Origin of the sequence: Levilactobacillus angrenensis, from assembly GCF_003946085.1 — a bacterium.
GTDB lineage: Bacteria > Bacillota > Bacilli > Lactobacillales > Lactobacillaceae > Levilactobacillus > Levilactobacillus angrenensis.
The window spans coordinates 168,433-183,312 of the sequence record NZ_RHOB01000003.1 but is presented as its reverse complement, the minus strand read 5'-3'; the positions used below and the strand labels follow the sequence as shown (position 1 = coordinate 183,312).

At 51.8% G+C, this 14,880-nt stretch carries 16 protein-coding genes; 11 read left to right on the top strand and 5 right to left on the bottom strand.

Annotated features, from left to right (window positions below; translation table 11 throughout):
• Nucleotides 1-137: 137 nt before the first annotated feature.
• The gene (locus EKM83_RS13250; protein WP_164505569.1) at nucleotides 138-374 is read right to left on the bottom strand and encodes a hypothetical protein; all 237 of its coding nucleotides are present in this window, start codon (nucleotides 372-374) and stop codon (nucleotides 138-140) included.
• A gap of 329 nt (nucleotides 375-703) precedes the next feature.
• On the opposite strand from EKM83_RS13250, the gene EKM83_RS02800 reads away from it, so the two are divergent.
• From EKM83_RS02800 to EKM83_RS02790, 3 genes are all read left to right on the top strand, one after another.
• Nucleotides 704-1,477, top strand: coding sequence for a DNA-methyltransferase (locus tag EKM83_RS02800; protein ID WP_125575123.1), 774 nt, complete (start codon nucleotides 704-706; stop codon nucleotides 1,475-1,477).
• On the top strand, nucleotides 1,477-2,400 hold the full coding sequence (locus EKM83_RS02795) for a DNA adenine methylase (protein ID WP_125575122.1): 924 nt from the start codon (nucleotides 1,477-1,479) through the stop codon (nucleotides 2,398-2,400). Before EKM83_RS02800 ends, EKM83_RS02795 begins: the two co-directional genes overlap by 1 nt.
• 250 nt (nucleotides 2,401-2,650) lie before the next feature.
• Nucleotides 2,651-3,592: a 3-hydroxyacyl-CoA dehydrogenase family protein gene (locus EKM83_RS02790; RefSeq protein ID WP_125575121.1), complete on the top strand. Its 942-nt coding sequence runs from the start codon at nucleotides 2,651-2,653 to the stop codon at nucleotides 3,590-3,592.
• Nucleotides 3,593-3,781: 189 nt separating this feature from the next.
• Here the strand turns inward: EKM83_RS02790 and EKM83_RS02785 are convergent, their stop codons facing one another.
• Nucleotides 3,782-5,224: an APC family permease gene (locus tag EKM83_RS02785; RefSeq protein ID WP_125575120.1), complete on the bottom strand. Its 1,443-nt coding sequence runs from the start codon at nucleotides 5,222-5,224 to the stop codon at nucleotides 3,782-3,784.
• Nucleotides 5,225-5,414: 190 nt separating this feature from the next.
• On the opposite strand from EKM83_RS02785, the gene EKM83_RS02780 reads away from it, so the two are divergent.
• From EKM83_RS02780 to EKM83_RS02770, 3 genes are all read left to right on the top strand, one after another.
• Nucleotides 5,415-5,822: a hypothetical protein gene (locus EKM83_RS02780; protein ID WP_125575119.1), complete on the top strand. Its 408-nt coding sequence runs from the start codon at nucleotides 5,415-5,417 to the stop codon at nucleotides 5,820-5,822.
• Between the two features lie 87 nt (nucleotides 5,823-5,909).
• Nucleotides 5,910-7,310 (top strand): subtype B tannase, encoded by a 1,401-nt coding sequence (locus EKM83_RS02775; protein WP_125575118.1) that lies wholly within the window; start codon nucleotides 5,910-5,912, stop codon nucleotides 7,308-7,310.
• Nucleotides 7,311-7,526: 216 nt separating this feature from the next.
• Nucleotides 7,527-7,898: a hypothetical protein gene (locus tag EKM83_RS02770; RefSeq protein WP_125575117.1), complete on the top strand. Its 372-nt coding sequence runs from the start codon at nucleotides 7,527-7,529 to the stop codon at nucleotides 7,896-7,898.
• 142 nt (nucleotides 7,899-8,040) lie between these two features.
• Here EKM83_RS02770 and EKM83_RS02765 read toward each other — a convergent pair whose 3' ends face one another.
• From EKM83_RS02765 to EKM83_RS02755, 3 genes are read right to left on the bottom strand one after another with little or no spacing between them, the layout of a single operon-like run.
• Complete coding sequence (locus EKM83_RS02765; RefSeq protein WP_125575116.1) at nucleotides 8,041-8,451, bottom strand: peptide deformylase; 411 nt, start codon at nucleotides 8,449-8,451, stop codon at nucleotides 8,041-8,043.
• Between the two features lie 30 nt (nucleotides 8,452-8,481).
• On the bottom strand, nucleotides 8,482-9,027 hold the full coding sequence (locus EKM83_RS02760) for a DUF1697 domain-containing protein (RefSeq protein ID WP_125575115.1): 546 nt from the start codon (nucleotides 9,025-9,027) through the stop codon (nucleotides 8,482-8,484).
• Nucleotides 9,028-9,030: 3 nt separating this feature from the next.
• On the bottom strand, nucleotides 9,031-9,918 hold the full coding sequence (locus EKM83_RS02755) for a LysR family transcriptional regulator (protein ID WP_125575114.1): 888 nt from the start codon (nucleotides 9,916-9,918) through the stop codon (nucleotides 9,031-9,033).
• A 125-nt stretch (nucleotides 9,919-10,043) separates the two neighbouring features.
• On the opposite strand from EKM83_RS02755, the gene EKM83_RS02750 reads away from it, so the two are divergent.
• From EKM83_RS02750 to EKM83_RS02730, 5 genes are all read left to right on the top strand, one after another.
• Nucleotides 10,044-11,510, top strand: coding sequence for a UbiD family decarboxylase (locus EKM83_RS02750; RefSeq protein ID WP_125575113.1), 1,467 nt, complete (start codon nucleotides 10,044-10,046; stop codon nucleotides 11,508-11,510).
• Nucleotides 11,511-11,524: 14 nt separating this feature from the next.
• Nucleotides 11,525-12,088 (top strand): UbiX family flavin prenyltransferase, encoded by a 564-nt coding sequence (locus EKM83_RS02745; RefSeq protein WP_125575112.1) that lies wholly within the window; start codon nucleotides 11,525-11,527, stop codon nucleotides 12,086-12,088.
• Nucleotides 12,089-12,090: 2 nt separating this feature from the next.
• Entirely contained in the window at nucleotides 12,091-12,501 is a 411-nt protein-coding gene (gene lpdD, locus EKM83_RS02740) for a prenylated flavin chaperone LpdD (protein WP_125575111.1), read from the top strand.
• Between the two features lie 669 nt (nucleotides 12,502-13,170).
• Complete coding sequence (locus EKM83_RS02735; RefSeq protein ID WP_125575110.1) at nucleotides 13,171-13,710, top strand: hypothetical protein; 540 nt, start codon at nucleotides 13,171-13,173, stop codon at nucleotides 13,708-13,710.
• A gap of 422 nt (nucleotides 13,711-14,132) precedes the next feature.
• On the top strand, nucleotides 14,133-14,831 hold the full coding sequence (locus EKM83_RS02730; RefSeq protein ID WP_125575109.1) for a type 1 glutamine amidotransferase: 699 nt from the start codon (nucleotides 14,133-14,135) through the stop codon (nucleotides 14,829-14,831).
• The last annotated feature ends 49 nt before the right edge of the window (nucleotides 14,832-14,880 follow it).

The following is a 14,880-nucleotide window of genomic DNA, read 5'->3' as shown; positions in this document are numbered from 1 at the left end:
AGCGATAATTTCTGTGGTAAGTTCATTCATGGGGAATGCCTCCTGTGATGTTTTCTGTGATTACTAAATATCATAAGGGAAGGCATTCCCTATTTCTATACAATTCAGAAATCTTTTATGCATTTACACAAGATATTTTACGCTCTCAAATTATTGGAAAAATATTGTAATACTTCTTCAACGGATTTGGGTTTAAACTCATTAGTGAGTTTGTCTAATAGGAACAATTTGGAATCGACGCGCTTGTTGACTGCGTCAAAATCAATGTAATAATTTGCTGGCTTGTTAGTTAGCGTATTGGTGTCTAGAAACAAATCAATGCGTTTTTGAGCCGGAAGAGATAAGTAATCAAAAACACTTGTTGGTAATTTCATGTTGATCCTCCAAAGTTATAGTAGTATACGACGGCAAGCCTTTGTCTTAAGCTGATCGTAGGGTGAGAAAAATAATTAATACTGAGGCTTATTGTTTGGGAAGCAATTTAAAAACAACAAGATCAATATTTATGAATAATTTTAGCACTTTTTGTCAGTCTTAGAGGTAGTGTATAATAGTTGATATTTAGTATTTCTTGTAACCTAATACGCTAACTAAGTTTCCTCAGTATGACTTCTTAAAAAGAATGACGAAATTGAAGAGAAAATTGTACTAAGTAGCGAAGATAAGCGGTAAGATTAATCCAGACTGAGTAGGGGGTGATGAAATGATTCAGCCATTTTATAATAATAAATTAATTAGGTTATATCAGGCAGATTCATTGGAAATGATGAAGACTTTGCCGGAAGAAAGTGTTGATGTAGTTATTGCTGATCCGCCTTACTTCTTATCCAATGGGGGCACTAGTAATCGTGGTGGCAAGCAAGTTAGCGTGAATAAGGGTGACTGGGATAAAGTTACTGAAAAGTATGGCGATTCAGAAAGATTTAATGATCTTTTTTTAAGTGAGACTAAAAGATTATTAAAACCTAATGGGACTATTTGGGTTTTTGGAACAATGCATAATATCTTTGAGATTGGGTACTTATTACAAAAACACAAGTATCGATTATTGAACAACGTAACTTGGCAGAAACTTAACCCACCGCCTAATCTGGGCAGAAGAATGTTTACACATTCGACTGAGAATATTATTTGGGCAAGTAAAAGTATAAAGAGTAAGCATTACTTCAATTATGATTTGATGCGGGAATATAATGGTGGTAAACAAATGAAGGATGTTTGGTCGACTCCGGTAATTAATAAGAAAGAGCGGACTTTTGGTCAACATCCAACTCAAAAGCCGATTAGTATTATTACACGAATGATTGAGGCCTCTACTACAGAAGAAATGACGGTGTTAGACCCATTTGTAGGTAGTGGCACGACTGCTGTGGCATGCCAGATATTACACCGCCATTGTATTGGTATTGATCTATCTAGTGAGTATCTGGACATTGCTAAACGACGAGTTCAGTATGAAGAGGGGAACTTATTTTAATGGCAATTTTGAGAGCGAAACCGCTTGAAATTAGCCCTCTAATTAAGTGGGCAGGTGGCAAGAAACGTCTGGCCGCTATTATTCAAGAAGAGGCAGAGAAAAAGGTTGATTTTGAAAATATTGATACCTATGTTGAGCCATTTGCTGGTGGAGCATCAATGTTTCTGCATCTGGCGTCTAAGTATGAATTTAAACGTCAGGTTATCATGGATATTAATCCGGCATTGATAAATCTCTATCGGCAAGTTCGTGATAATTTAAGAGAAGTAACAGCAGGATTAGATAAGATTCAAGTGGCGTATAATGCATTACCTGAAAATGATGATTTTGAAGCTAAGAAAGCTTACTTTTATGAAGCGAGAACGCAATTTAATAAGATTCTGATAGATGGCGATGGGGATCTAATTCAACAGGCAGTTTTATTTATCTTTTTAAATAAAACCGATTTTAATGGACTTTATCGTGTGAACTCTAAGGGATTGTTCAATGTACCTTTTGGACGTAGAAAAAGTATTAATTTGTATGATAATAACAACATTCACCAATTTTCAAAATTATTGCAGAATACTGAAATTTTACTTGGCGATTATCGAAATACAGGTAAGTATATTGGAGACCGAACATTTTTTTATTTTGATCCGCCTTATCGCCCATTGACTGACTCTGCTAGCTTCACCAGTTATGCTAAATCTACTTTTAACGATGATTCACAGAGAGAATTAGCTACGTATGTAATGAAAATTGCTAATGCAGGAACCCATTTTGCGTTGAGCAATTCCGATCCCCATCAAAGTGATAAAAACGATGATTTTTTTGATAATTTGTATAAGGATTTTACAATTTGTCGAATTCAGGCTGCAAGGATGATTTCTGCAAGAGCCCGTGGACGTGGTAGTGTTTCGGAACTAGTCATTACTAATTAGTTGATCTTATGTGAATAACGAGGGTAATATTTTCTAAGCTTGTTACTTCTTTTAGGGGAAGTTAAAGACTTCATCTTGTGAGGTACACTAAACTTTTGTTGTTAAATAGCTAGTAGCGCATGCTAGAATTCCATATGGAACTCTAGCATGCGCTTTTTCAAATCTGTCAACGAATCGTAATACCTTTCATGCTAAACTAAACAAAGAGAGCAAAGAGAACGCAAACCAAAAAAACTTGGAGGCGTTTCAAATGAACCTAACGACCATCAAAACCATCACCAACCTGGGTGCCGGAACCATGGGGCACGCCACGGCGTTGCAATTTGCCGTGAAGGGGTATCCGGTGCGGCTACTAGACACCAGCGATACTGCGTTGCAACAGGGGATGACGGCCATCAAGCATGACCTAGCGACTTTCCGGGAAGCCGGGTTGTTACATGAGGCTGACGCGGCGATCCTTGCGCGCATCACGCCGACGACCGACTACGCTACTGCGTTAGCCGATACCGATTTTGTGATTGAGTCGATCATCGAAGACCTGGACGTGAAGAAACAGGTCTGGCAACGGGTCGAATCCTTCGTGAGTGACGAGACCATTTTGGCCACCAACACGTCCGGCCTCAGTCCGACCGCCATTCAGTCCGTTTTGCGCAAACCTGACCGTTTTGTCGTGGCTCATTTCTGGAATCCAGCGCAACTGATGCCATTGGTTGAGGTCGTGCCCGGTAAACAGACGGCGACTGCCACGGTGGACCTGACCGTGGCCTTGATGAACCACATTGGCAAGCATGCGGTGGGTCTCAAGCAAGAGTCGCTGGGGTTCGTGGGCAACCGAATTCAACTGGCGGTCTTACGAGAAGCCCTGCACATCGTGGATGAGGGCATCGCCACACCGGCAGCGGTCGATGACATTATCAAATACAGTCTGGGCCGTCGCTGGAGTCTGGTCGGGCCGATTGCCAGTGCCGACCTCGGTGGGCTGGATGTGTTCGACAACATCAGCAAATACCTCTACGCCGACCTGGGGGCCACGCAAGGAGAAGACCCCGCGCTGGCCAAGAAGGTAGCCGACCACGAACTGGGACTCAAGACTGGCCGCGGTTTCTACGACTGGAACGGCGATGACGGGGCCAAAATTGTGGCTCAGCGGGACCGTGACTTACTTAATTTGTTAAAACAAGATCAAGAATGACGACGAAAAAAAGAGTGGGACAAAAGGCGGTTAGCCGGCGAGCATTAAGGCTGATAACCGAATAATCCCGGGCTTGGATTGTTTGGTTATCAGTTTTAAGCGGAACCGGCTGCCTTTTGACGCACGTTTCGGCCATTTAAAGTTGGCGCAAAAGGAGTCTGGGATGTTTTGTCCCAGACCCTTTTTTTGTTATTCAGCTTTATCCTGTTGTTTTTTCACATCAATCAACCGTGTGAATTCCTTCTCGCCCAGCAAATGATGCAATGCCACGTCTTGCGGCTGGTGTTCGCGGCGGCCCAGCCAATAAAACAGTAGGCCTAACCCCAACCAGACGGCTAACATGATGTATTCCGTGGGCCAGGCCAAGGCGACCGGCGACTTGGGATACAGGGTTGCACCGGCGATCAAGATAGCTAGCAGGCCACCCAACAGACTTGGCCACAGGCGTTTTAACCGGAAGCCACCGTTCAACGTGGGGTAAGTCCGGCGAATCCGCCACAATGCCGCGGCCGTAATCGCCCAGGCCAGTGCCACGAAGAAACCACCTAAGTCGAGAAAGTACGTCATGGCGCCTTTCCCCAGCCAGCCGAAGCCAACCGCGAACACCAAGACCAGGACCGTCGCGTTGACTGGTGTATTGTGTTTTTCATTGATCTTGGCGAATTGTGGGGGCAACAATCCCGCCCGCGCCAGGGACAAAATCAATCGGGGCGCCGCGGTGAATAACCCGATAAAACTGGTCAGCAGGCCGAGAAAGGCGATCAGATAGGCGGCCGTACCCAGCAACGGAAAGCCCGCCGCGGTGAAGGCCGTAATGGACCCCATGCTGAAGGTAGCCGTCTTTTCCCACGGGTAGACCCAGGTGCTCGCCAGCAAGACGATAATGTAATAGCTGGCTGCCAGCAGGATGGCCCCGACCACGGCCTTACCGATTTTCCGTGGCGGCATGGCGGCTTCTTCCGCTAAAATGGTCACGACTTCCCAGCCGGTCAAAAAGGTCATCGCGGGCAAGACGAATCGCACCACGTTGGCCCAAGGATTACTCCCCGCAGCAAAAGCGGGCCAGAAGTTGTGCACACTGCCTTGCGTAAAGCCAGTCACGATCAATAATGCGCCGAGAATCAGTAAACCGATAAACAGCACGGCTTGCACGCCAGCGGTCAGTTTGGTACCGCGAACGTTTAGCGCGAAAATGAAGAGCGTGAAGGCCACACCAATCGCCAGTTCCAGCAGTGAGACGTGGGCGCCGGCAATCGTGTACCCTGGGCCAGCGGAAATCTGGGGGATCAGCGTTGCCAGCAACATACTTGACGCTGTGACGTAAAAGGACAGCGCACTCAAATACGCGCCCAGGATCGCCCAGCCGGTCGCAAAGCCCCAACGTTTGCCAAAAGCTAAGTAACTGTAAACCACGGGGCCGCCACTACGCGGAAAGATAGACGACAGTTCCGCAAAGGACAGCGAGGCCAGTACCGTGATGAAGGTGGCCAGCATGAAGCCGAAGATTTCGCCACCCGCGCCGTATTTATCGAAGAAGATACCATTGGTGTAGATCCAGCTGCTGCCAATCACGCTGGATGCGCCTAAAATCAAGAGGCGGGGAAACGAAATGTGCCGGGACAGGTTCTGCATAATAATCGCTCGCTTTCGTTGATTTCGTGAAAAGAATAAGGGCCATCAGTACTTGTGAAATTACTGAATTTATTCTACCTGATGGTAACGCTTACAACAACTGAAACGGCTCGTTAGTTTCACAAATTGCCAATGTCTAAAAATATTTTGCTTTCGTTTACGGAGTTGACCTGTAAAGGGGGCAATACTGATGACTGCACGAAAACATTTAGCACGGCGGGGCACTGACGAGCGTCACCGGTTTCAGGGGACATTTGAACGCTACGGTCTTAAAGCAGGCTATCACGGCCAGGAGCCAACGATTCTGCTGCGGGAGGCTCGGTTACTGCGCGACAATCGACTGATGACGGACCATCTGTGGTTCAACCTGACCAAGGGGTTTTGCCAGCTGGGACAGCTCAAACACGGGGACGTGGTCCAATTTGACGGTCGCGTGAACAGCTACTTAAAGGGCTACCAAACACCCTCACTGTCGGCAGCGACCATTGATTATCAGGTCAGCTGGCCGACCAAGATTACCCGAGTTACCGGTGGGGTGCGTCCGCCATTACCGGATTGGTGGGCACTTGGCGACTTCATTCAGCAGCGGAATCGCTGAGTAGCCACTTGGCAAAAAAATTGCGTCGGCGGCCAATTTCCACTACAGTAGAGCCAACAACTTTGGATTCGAAATGGAGGAATTAGCATGGCAACGCCCTTACGATTTGATGAAACACAGGGACAAGACCACACGGGCCAACTCGATGGGCAACCGGTCACGTACCGGGCGTTTATGGACCTCAACTACGTGACGATGCCGGTGGACCCGATTCAGCGCCTCAACGTTTTCGTGCCGACACCGTATTTTAGCGGCGGCACGGTAAATGGGTATCAGCGGGTGACCGCGCCCATCTTCATGCCCAATACGGTCGGCGGTTATTTGCCGGGCCCCCGGGACTTTCCGGGTAATCCAGCCGTGTACAGCCGGGGGACGACCATCTTACGCGCCCTTCAGCGTGGTTACGTGGTGGTTGCCGCAGGCTTACGGGGCCGCACGCAAACGGATGGTCAAGGCCAAAATCTTGGTAAGGCCCCAGCGTTTATCGTGGACATGAAGGCCGCCGTGCGCTACGTCAAATTCAACGCTGGCCGGCTCCCGGGTAATCCTGAACGCATCATCACCAACGGGACCAGCGCCGGGGGTGCCACGTCAGCATTGATGGGGGCCAGCGGGAATGCGGACTTCTTTGAAAGTCGCCTGCAGGATTTGGGCGCAGCACCGGCAACGGACGATATCTTTGCCGTCTCTGCTTACTGCCCGATTCACAACCTGGAACACGCCGATGCCGCCTATGAATGGGAATTCAATGGCATTGATCAGTGGCACCGCCAACAGATTCGAGTCGAAGATAACCGGCAAATTTGCACCCCCGTCCACGGTCATCTCAGCGACCAGGAACGGGCACTGTCGCCTCAACTCAAGGCCGCATTCACCCCGTATCTCAATAGCCTCGAGCTTAAAGACCGAGCGGGCAATCCGTTGTCGCTGGACCACACGGGTGAGGGGAGCTTCAAGGCTTTGATCCTGCGCTATCTGAAAGATTCAGCGCAAACGGCATTGACGGCCGGTCAAGACGTGACCAAGTATGCCGGTGTGATCGTCAACGGGTCGACCGTGACGCGCATTGATTGGCCGCAGTATCTCCGAGCCATTACGCGGATGAAATCAGTCCCGGCCTTTGATGCACTGGACTTAAGCAATCCCGAAAACGACTTGTTCGGCAGTCGCCTGACGGCCGCCCGCCATTTTACATCGTTTGCGCAAGCCCACAGTCGGGTTCCCGCCAACTTGGCCGACGCTGACCTGGTGGCAGCGGTCAATCCGCTAACGTACTTATTACGGAAACAAAGTCACGTGGCACCGCACTGGCGCATTCGCCACGGGGCGGCGGACCGCGACACGTCTTTTGCCATCCCCGTGATTCTGGCGACCAAACTGGCCAATCGCGGCTACGACGTGGATTTCGCTCTGCCGTGGGCCACACCCCACAGTGGTGATTACGATCTACCGGAACTCTTTGACTGGATTGATGGGCTGTGCCAATAGTTGGCGAATGGCAGGCGGCCAGCACGAACTGCAACGCTGTCAATACCGAACCTTTACGCCATGAGTCGCGTGGTGCCAATGTTTTCAACCGATGTTCATCTTCCGACATTTAGACCTGTAATTAGTTAGTCATGCAACATAACTTAGCCCCAGCGTTTTGGTTTACTTTTTGACCTGGAGTCCCTATCATGAAGGGAACACAAAGGGGTGACGAAAATGCAGAGACTGTATGGTTGTGTGCCCTTACTCAATGTGGTCGGGAGCCTGATGTTCTTGCTGATCGTGTCGCTACAGCCGGCGACCTACACCAGTCTGGGCGTCGAATTCAGCTGGCAACGGGCCAACGTGCTGATGACGGCGGTGATGGTCGTCTTGATTTTAGCCACAGCATTTGCCCATCACCGGCGGACCAAGCAGCTGGGCCTAGTCGTCAACGGCGTTATCGTCGTGAGCATGGCGCTAGCATTGTGGCGCGCACACGTCCCGGACGCCATCAGCGACTACCTTTGGCTGTGGGCGCTGCTCATGATTTTTAACCTGGCCTTGATTGGCTGGGGTTGGCTCAAGTTACGACCCAAAAAGAAATAACCACCGAAATCAGCAAATGGTTTCGGTGGTTATTTTTTGGTTGGAAACGAAAGATTGAAAGCCAGAAATCGGCCAGAACGTTGCCGTTTCGGAAGCCAACGAGTTAGGCCACTTTCGACTAGGTCGCTGCTGACACGACTGACTAAATCAAAATCCCGTTGCAGTGGTCGACTTCGTGTTGGATGATTTGGGCCACGAAGCCAGTGAACGTCTGGTGTTGCGGTTGAAAGGCGGCGTTCAAGAAGTCAACGTCGATCGTCTGGTACCGTTGGGTTGGCCGTTCACCCGTGAGCGACAGGCAACCTTCGCTAGTCTGGTAAGGGCCGGCGTGACTGGTGATAACGGGGTTCACCATGGCGATGGGCAACATTCCCAGGTCGACCACGATGATGCGTCGGTTAACGCCAATCATATTGGCGGCCATACCCACGCAATTTTCGCTGTTGGCTTTCAAGGTGTCGCATAGGTCGGTCACAGTGGCCGCGTCCGCCACCGTGGCGGGCGTCGATGGCTGGGCCAAACGCGTTTGATCGTGAATGATCGGTTTAATCATGAAAAAGGTCCTCCCAAAATAATTATTGTTTTAGTATAGCACGTCTTCAGCCAGCAGTGCCTGTAAACGCCGTACGGTCCGGTAGCTGCGGGTGCTGGTCTGCTGGTAAAATGGAGTGCCGTTCAGTTGACCATAGGCGGAATGACGGAAGTCCTGGTAACTGACGGTCCAGAAGATGAGGTGTGGCGTGATGAAAACGTGGTCGTTAGTGGTCAACTGGCGTAACAGCCAGCTGTCCTGGTCAGTAGAATAGGTCGTCAGTTTAAACAACACCATGTGCTGGCCTGGCTGCCCGTTACCCCACCAGATTGGTGCCTGGGCCATTTCTCGCAGAAAGATGGCCCGGGTCAGGAGGCCAAAGGGCTGGGCAAAGTCCAGGTGTTCGGCCAGTAGGTCCGCCACGAGCTGGTGTTCGGCCAGCGGCGCCAGGGGACTGGTGAACCGGCAGTTGCCGGTATTGCCAACGGTTTTAACGGCGGTGGCGCCAGCTACTCGCAGCCAATCGCGCAGGTCCGCCATGGTCAGCCAGTGCGTGGTGCCGGCATTGATGGCCCGTAAAATGAGTAAGTAGGTCATGGGTCAGTCCTCCTGGGTCAGCGCTTGGATGAAGCGTTGCGTCGCGGCTGATAGCGTTCCCCGCGGGTAGACTAGTTGGAGGTGACTGACCAAGGGCTGGTCGAAGGGGCGGGTCACAAAATCCGCTGTCAGAAAGGGTGCCGCCGATTTGGCAAATAAGTAAGTCACGCGCGTGGTCCCCTTGATCATCGCCAGCAGTGTTTCGATGTGCGGGGTGGTGAAGCGAATATTCGGGGTGAAGCCGGCCTGTTGGTAGCGGTCGCCCATCTTTTCGTAGACGCCGGACCCGGGATTCAGGCTGACCACCTCGTAGGGGAGCAGGTCGGTCATGGTCACGTGGCGTTTGGCGGCGAGGGGATGGTTCGCGGCCAACACCGTGACCAGGGTGTCGTCGGTCAAGTTGACGGTCGCAAATTGAGACGCGTTGAGCTGTTGGCTTTGGACGTCGCGCAAGATGCCAAGGTCAAGTGCCTGCTGCTGTAATTTGCGTAAGAGGTCAGCACCTTCTAGTTCTTCGAGGCGAATATTGAGCTGCGGATACGTCTGCATGAAGTGGCTCATTTGCGTGGCCAAGCCGTACTGGGCCATGACGGGAACGGTGCCGACGTGGATGGTCCCGCGTTTGAGATCGCGGTATTCCGCCAGTTCGGTGGTCATCAGCTGGTACTGTGCGGTAATGGTCTGCGCGTAACGGAAGAAGACCTCGCCACTCTCGGTGATGGTCAGCTGACGTTTATTGCGCGTTGAGATCAACGTGCTGTTCAACTCAGCCTGGAGCGACTTGAGCCGTTTCGACAATGCCGATTGGGTGAGATTCAGCTCAACCGCGGCATCTGAGATATTACGAACTTGATAAAGGGTGATAAAACTATAGAGATCATCGATAGTCATGGGCAGGTCCTTTCTGCAATCAGCCGTTATTCCTGTTAGGCATAACGTTAGTCGAAACGCGAGTTGTTTGCAAGTCGTTTGCCGCCTAAGCTAGACCTTGTAGATGAAATCAAGGAGGTCATGATATGACGAACGAACCGTATGACTTACGCAAAGTATTAGCAGAACTCAAGACCCATCCTGGCCAGTATCACGCAACCGACGTGGCCGTGGACCCTAACGCAGAACTTTCGGGGGTCTACCGCTACATCGGTGCCGGGGGGACCGTGGAACGGCCGACACAAGCAGGTCCCGCGATGATGTTTAACCACGTCAAGGGCTTTGCCGGCACCCGAGTTTTAACGGGCTTGATGGCGAGTCGCCAACGCGTGGGGCTGATGTTTCACCACGACGCCCACACGCTGGGCCAATTTTTAAATGACGCGGTGGACCATCCCGTGCCCCCAGTCATGGTCGACGACGCACCGGCCCACGAGGTCGTGCACCGGGCGACTGATTCGGATTTTGATATTCGTAAATTAGTGGCGGCCCCGACCAACACGCCAGAAGACGCGGGACCGTACATCACGGTGGGGGTCGTCCTGGGTTCGAACAAGGCCAAGACCATGAGTGACGTGACGATTCACCGGATGGTGCTGGAAGATAAGGACAAGCTGGGCATTTACATCATGCCGGGCGGCCGCCACATTGGGGCATTTGCCAAGGAATACGAGGCCGCCAATGAGCCGATGCCAGTGACCATCAACATTGGACTGGACCCCGCCATTACCATTGGCTGTACGTTCGAGCCACCAACCACGCCGCTGGGATACAACGAACTGGGCGTTGCCGGGGCGATTCGCCAAGAGGCCGTGGGATTGACGCCCGCCTTGACGGTCGATGAAAACGCCATTGCGCGCTCCGAGTTCACGTTGGAAGGCTATATCATGCCTAACGAGCGGATTCAAGAAGATATCAACACCCACACGGGCAAGGCAATGCCGGAGTTTCCGGGGTACGATGGTGACGCCAATCCGGCGCTTCAGGTCATCAAGGTCACGGCGGTCACCCATCGGGAGCAGCCCATCATGCAAAGTGTCATCGGCCCTTCCGAAGAGCACGTCAGTATGGCCGGTATCCCCACGGAAGCCAGTATTTTAGAGCTGACCAACCGGGCGATTCCGGGAAAGGTGTTGAACGTGTACAATCCGCCAGCAGGTGGTGGTAAATTGATGACCATCATGCAGATTCACAAGGAAGATGCGGCCGACGAAGGAATTCAACGCCAAGCAGCGCTCCTAGCGTTTTCGGCCTTCAAGGAATTGAAGACGGTCATTTTAGTCGATGAAGACGTTGATATTTTTGATATGAACGATGTGATGTGGACCGTGAACACGCGCTTTCAGGCGGACCAAGACTTGCTGGTGCTGCCGGGGATGCGCAACCATCCGCTGGATCCGTCCGAGCGGCCAGCCTACGACCCTAAGTCGATTCGGACCCGGGGGATGTCGTCCAAATTGGTGATCGACGGCACCGTGCCGTTTGATATGAAAGACCAGTTCGTGCGGGCCAAGTTCATGGACGTGCCGGATTGGCAGAAGTATTTGCAGTAAAGGACTGGTAGAAAATGAAGAAGATTGTGATTGGCGTGACCGGGGCTTCCGGAACGATTTACGCGATTGATTTATTGCGTAAGCTCAAAGCTATGCCCGACGTGGAGACCCATCTGGTCATGAGTGCCTGGGCCAAGCAGAATTTGGCATTGGAAACGGATGCCACGTTGGCGGATATCAAGGAGCTAGCCGACGTGGTCTACAGCGACCGCGACCAGGGTGCCGCGATTGCCAGTGGGTCATTTCTCAATGACGGGATGGTCATCGTGCCGGCCAGCATGAAAACGGTGGCCAGCATCGCTTACGGCTTCGGCGAAAATTTGGTTGCTCGGGCCGCTGACGTGACCATCAAGGAGCAACGCAAATTGGTCATCGTCCCCCGAGAGACGCCGCTGAGCGTGATTCATTTGGAAAACCTGACCAAATTGGCCAAGCTGGGCGCCCAAATCATTCCGCCGATTCCTGCCTTTTACAATCATCCGCAAACCATTCAGGACCTGGTCGACCACCAAACGATGAAGGTGCTAGATGCCTTTGGGATTGCGGTGCCGCAAGCCAAACGTTGGGAGGGGGATTAAGCATGCCACAATTTCGGGTAACACAGGAAAATTATACGATTACCGCCGACTTGACGGTGATCGGCCGAGACCTGCTGATCGTGGTGACCGGCGGCAGCAATCCCCACATTGGCGATGTGACCACGCTGACCAAGGACACCCCGCTGCAAACCATCAAATACCCCAGTCATGACGGTCGTTTTCACAAAGATAATTTTGTGGGCGAACGGGTGGCCCGCGTGGTGCAGCCAGTCTTACCAGGCAGCTGTACCGTGACGGCCGGGATTCACGTCAACCAGATTACCAAGGCCCAAATCGCGGCGTCGGCACCGATGGGCGAGGAACTTGGTCGCCAAATCGTGGCTTGGCTGGCCCAACATCCCGTAGAAGCGCCAACGCCCGAGTATTACAGCGATACGGAACAGCCGCGTTGATGACCAGATTGGTTGTGAACTAAAGGTTGAAAGATGAAAATTAGCTAGAAGTATCGGCATCACGCAACTCATGGCATAAAGATTAGTCGTTTACAGCTTCGTAGTGTGTACTGGCCGCCTACCGTCCGCCAACTATGGGTTGGAACGCGGTGGGCGGACCGGACCGAGCCTGAGAAACGGTCTCGGCCTCGCTTTGAGCCGAAGGTCGCGTCTCAAAGACGCCAGTTATCTAAGCGGCATGAACCGCGCCGCTAAGATAACTCCCACGGCTGAACCCATAGTTGGCGGACTCTCGGCTACAAGTGTGCGTGCTAGTAACGGTTGACTTAGCCCCAGTTAGCAGTTGATTTAACACCTATTCTTTAAAACACCATCTTGCTGATAATCGCCAACCCCGCCGGAGGCAGCCAGAGGTGGAGCCAGCTGTGTCGAACCGGAAGACCGTTCCACAGACTGGAGGTGTTCCCCATAGCAGGCGGAATCTCTGGCTGACGCAGGCCCTGGTTTCACTAGTTTTAGTGAACAGGATACTGTCATTTCGGAAATTGCCACGTTAATGCCACTTTCAATCTTTGGTTGTGAATCTGTAACACTTTCTCCCGCCGACCAAGTGTATAATTGGAGGTAACAAATGGGCTGGACCCGTTTGGAATCGGGGAGGATTCACACATGAAAAAAATGTTAATGGGACTGGCCGTACTGGCCACCGTGGCCACGGTGGGTTCCGGCCAATTGCTGACACCAACTACGGCACAAGCGAAGGCGAAAACCACGCTGAAGACGCTGCCTAAACGTTACCGTCACACCTGGTATCATTACGCCAATGGCCAGCTATCGACGCTGACTTTTAGCAAACGAAAGATTGCCGGGCGAACTTATTATGAGCGGCACCAACCGGCGGTGAAATACTTGGCCCACATCCACGCGCACAAGTTGACGACGACCAAGTTTCGGCGCCACGTTACCTGGAGTGCGGCCACGTCGGTGCGAGCTCACCGCAGTCAGTGGCTCAACATTCGGGGCTGGAATCAGGGCATGGGCGACGGTGATTTTTACCGGGTCATGACCAAAACGGTGCACGGCAAACGGGTCCAGGTTTTGAGCCAAGCTGGCGGTGCCGGTGTTTGGACGGCCGCGCACTATTACCAGAGCAAACAAGTCGCTAAGCAGCGTGGTACCAAGCATTTCAGCGGGGAAGTCTACTACTAGTGGCGGTTGGAAATAACATGGTTCATTGAATCTTCAAAGTGATAGTACTCTGTCAACTGAAATTAGTGAAATCGGAGACTGCGTCGATCAGGGATTGGTATTCATCTGAGATCATGTGTTAACCCTAATTTGAAGGGCACTTAACTGCCACCAAGGGTTAGAGTTGTTTCACGGAGAAACGACTCTTGTAGCCGTTAGTTCGCCAAATATGGGTTCAGTCGTGGGAGTTGCCTTAGCGGCGCGGGTTCATGCCGCTTAGGCAACTGGCGTCTTTGAGACGTGAATTTCGGCTCAAAGCGAGGTGGCGAGACCGCTCCTTGGCTCGTCCCGTCCGCCCACAGCGACCCAATCCCATATTTGGCGAACGGTAGGCGGCCAGTATGAACTGTGTTATTGAATTGTGAATTAGGGAGGAATCAAACGTGCGGGTGAACGTGTTACAACAGACGCCTGACGAAGGTCCTGGCGCTATTCAGAGTTGGGCCAACGCCAATCGGCATGAACTTTACATTTACCATCCCGCCGAGTTCGGTCAACTACCGACCGCGGACCAGACGGATATGTTGGTGATTTTGGGTGGGCCGATGAGTCCCAATGATGAATTGCCGTGGATCAAAGCGGAACGGCAGCTGATTCAACAGCTCTTAACCGCGCACAAGCCCATCTTCGGCGTTTGTTTCGGGGCACAGCAGATTGTCAAACAACTGGGCGGAGCTGTGCATACGGCGCCGGCCAAGGAAGTGGGCTGGGCACCGGTCACGCGGCAAAGTACTGCGATTCCGGGCGTCCCTGCCGAAGTGACTGTGCTCCACTGGCACGAGGAAATGTTTGACCTGCCAGCATCAGCCCAGTTGCTCTTCTCCAGCGCGCATCTGCGTAATCAAGGTTTCTTGCTCGGCGACAACGTCATCGGCCTACAATTTCACCTGGAACCGTTACCGAATAACGTGCGGGAAATGGTGGTCAACGATGGTGACTACGCGACCGGGTCCGTCCTGGGCCAAACACCACAGCAGATCCTCGCCTACCCGGAATCGGTCGAAACGGAATCGTTAACGTTTCGGCTGTTGGACTTTATTACCAAACATCGCTCCGTGGCAGGTCAGGGTCAGTTGAGCTAAATGCGGTGTCTACTCTTACAAACGAAATTCAATCGCTGTTTGTGACCTC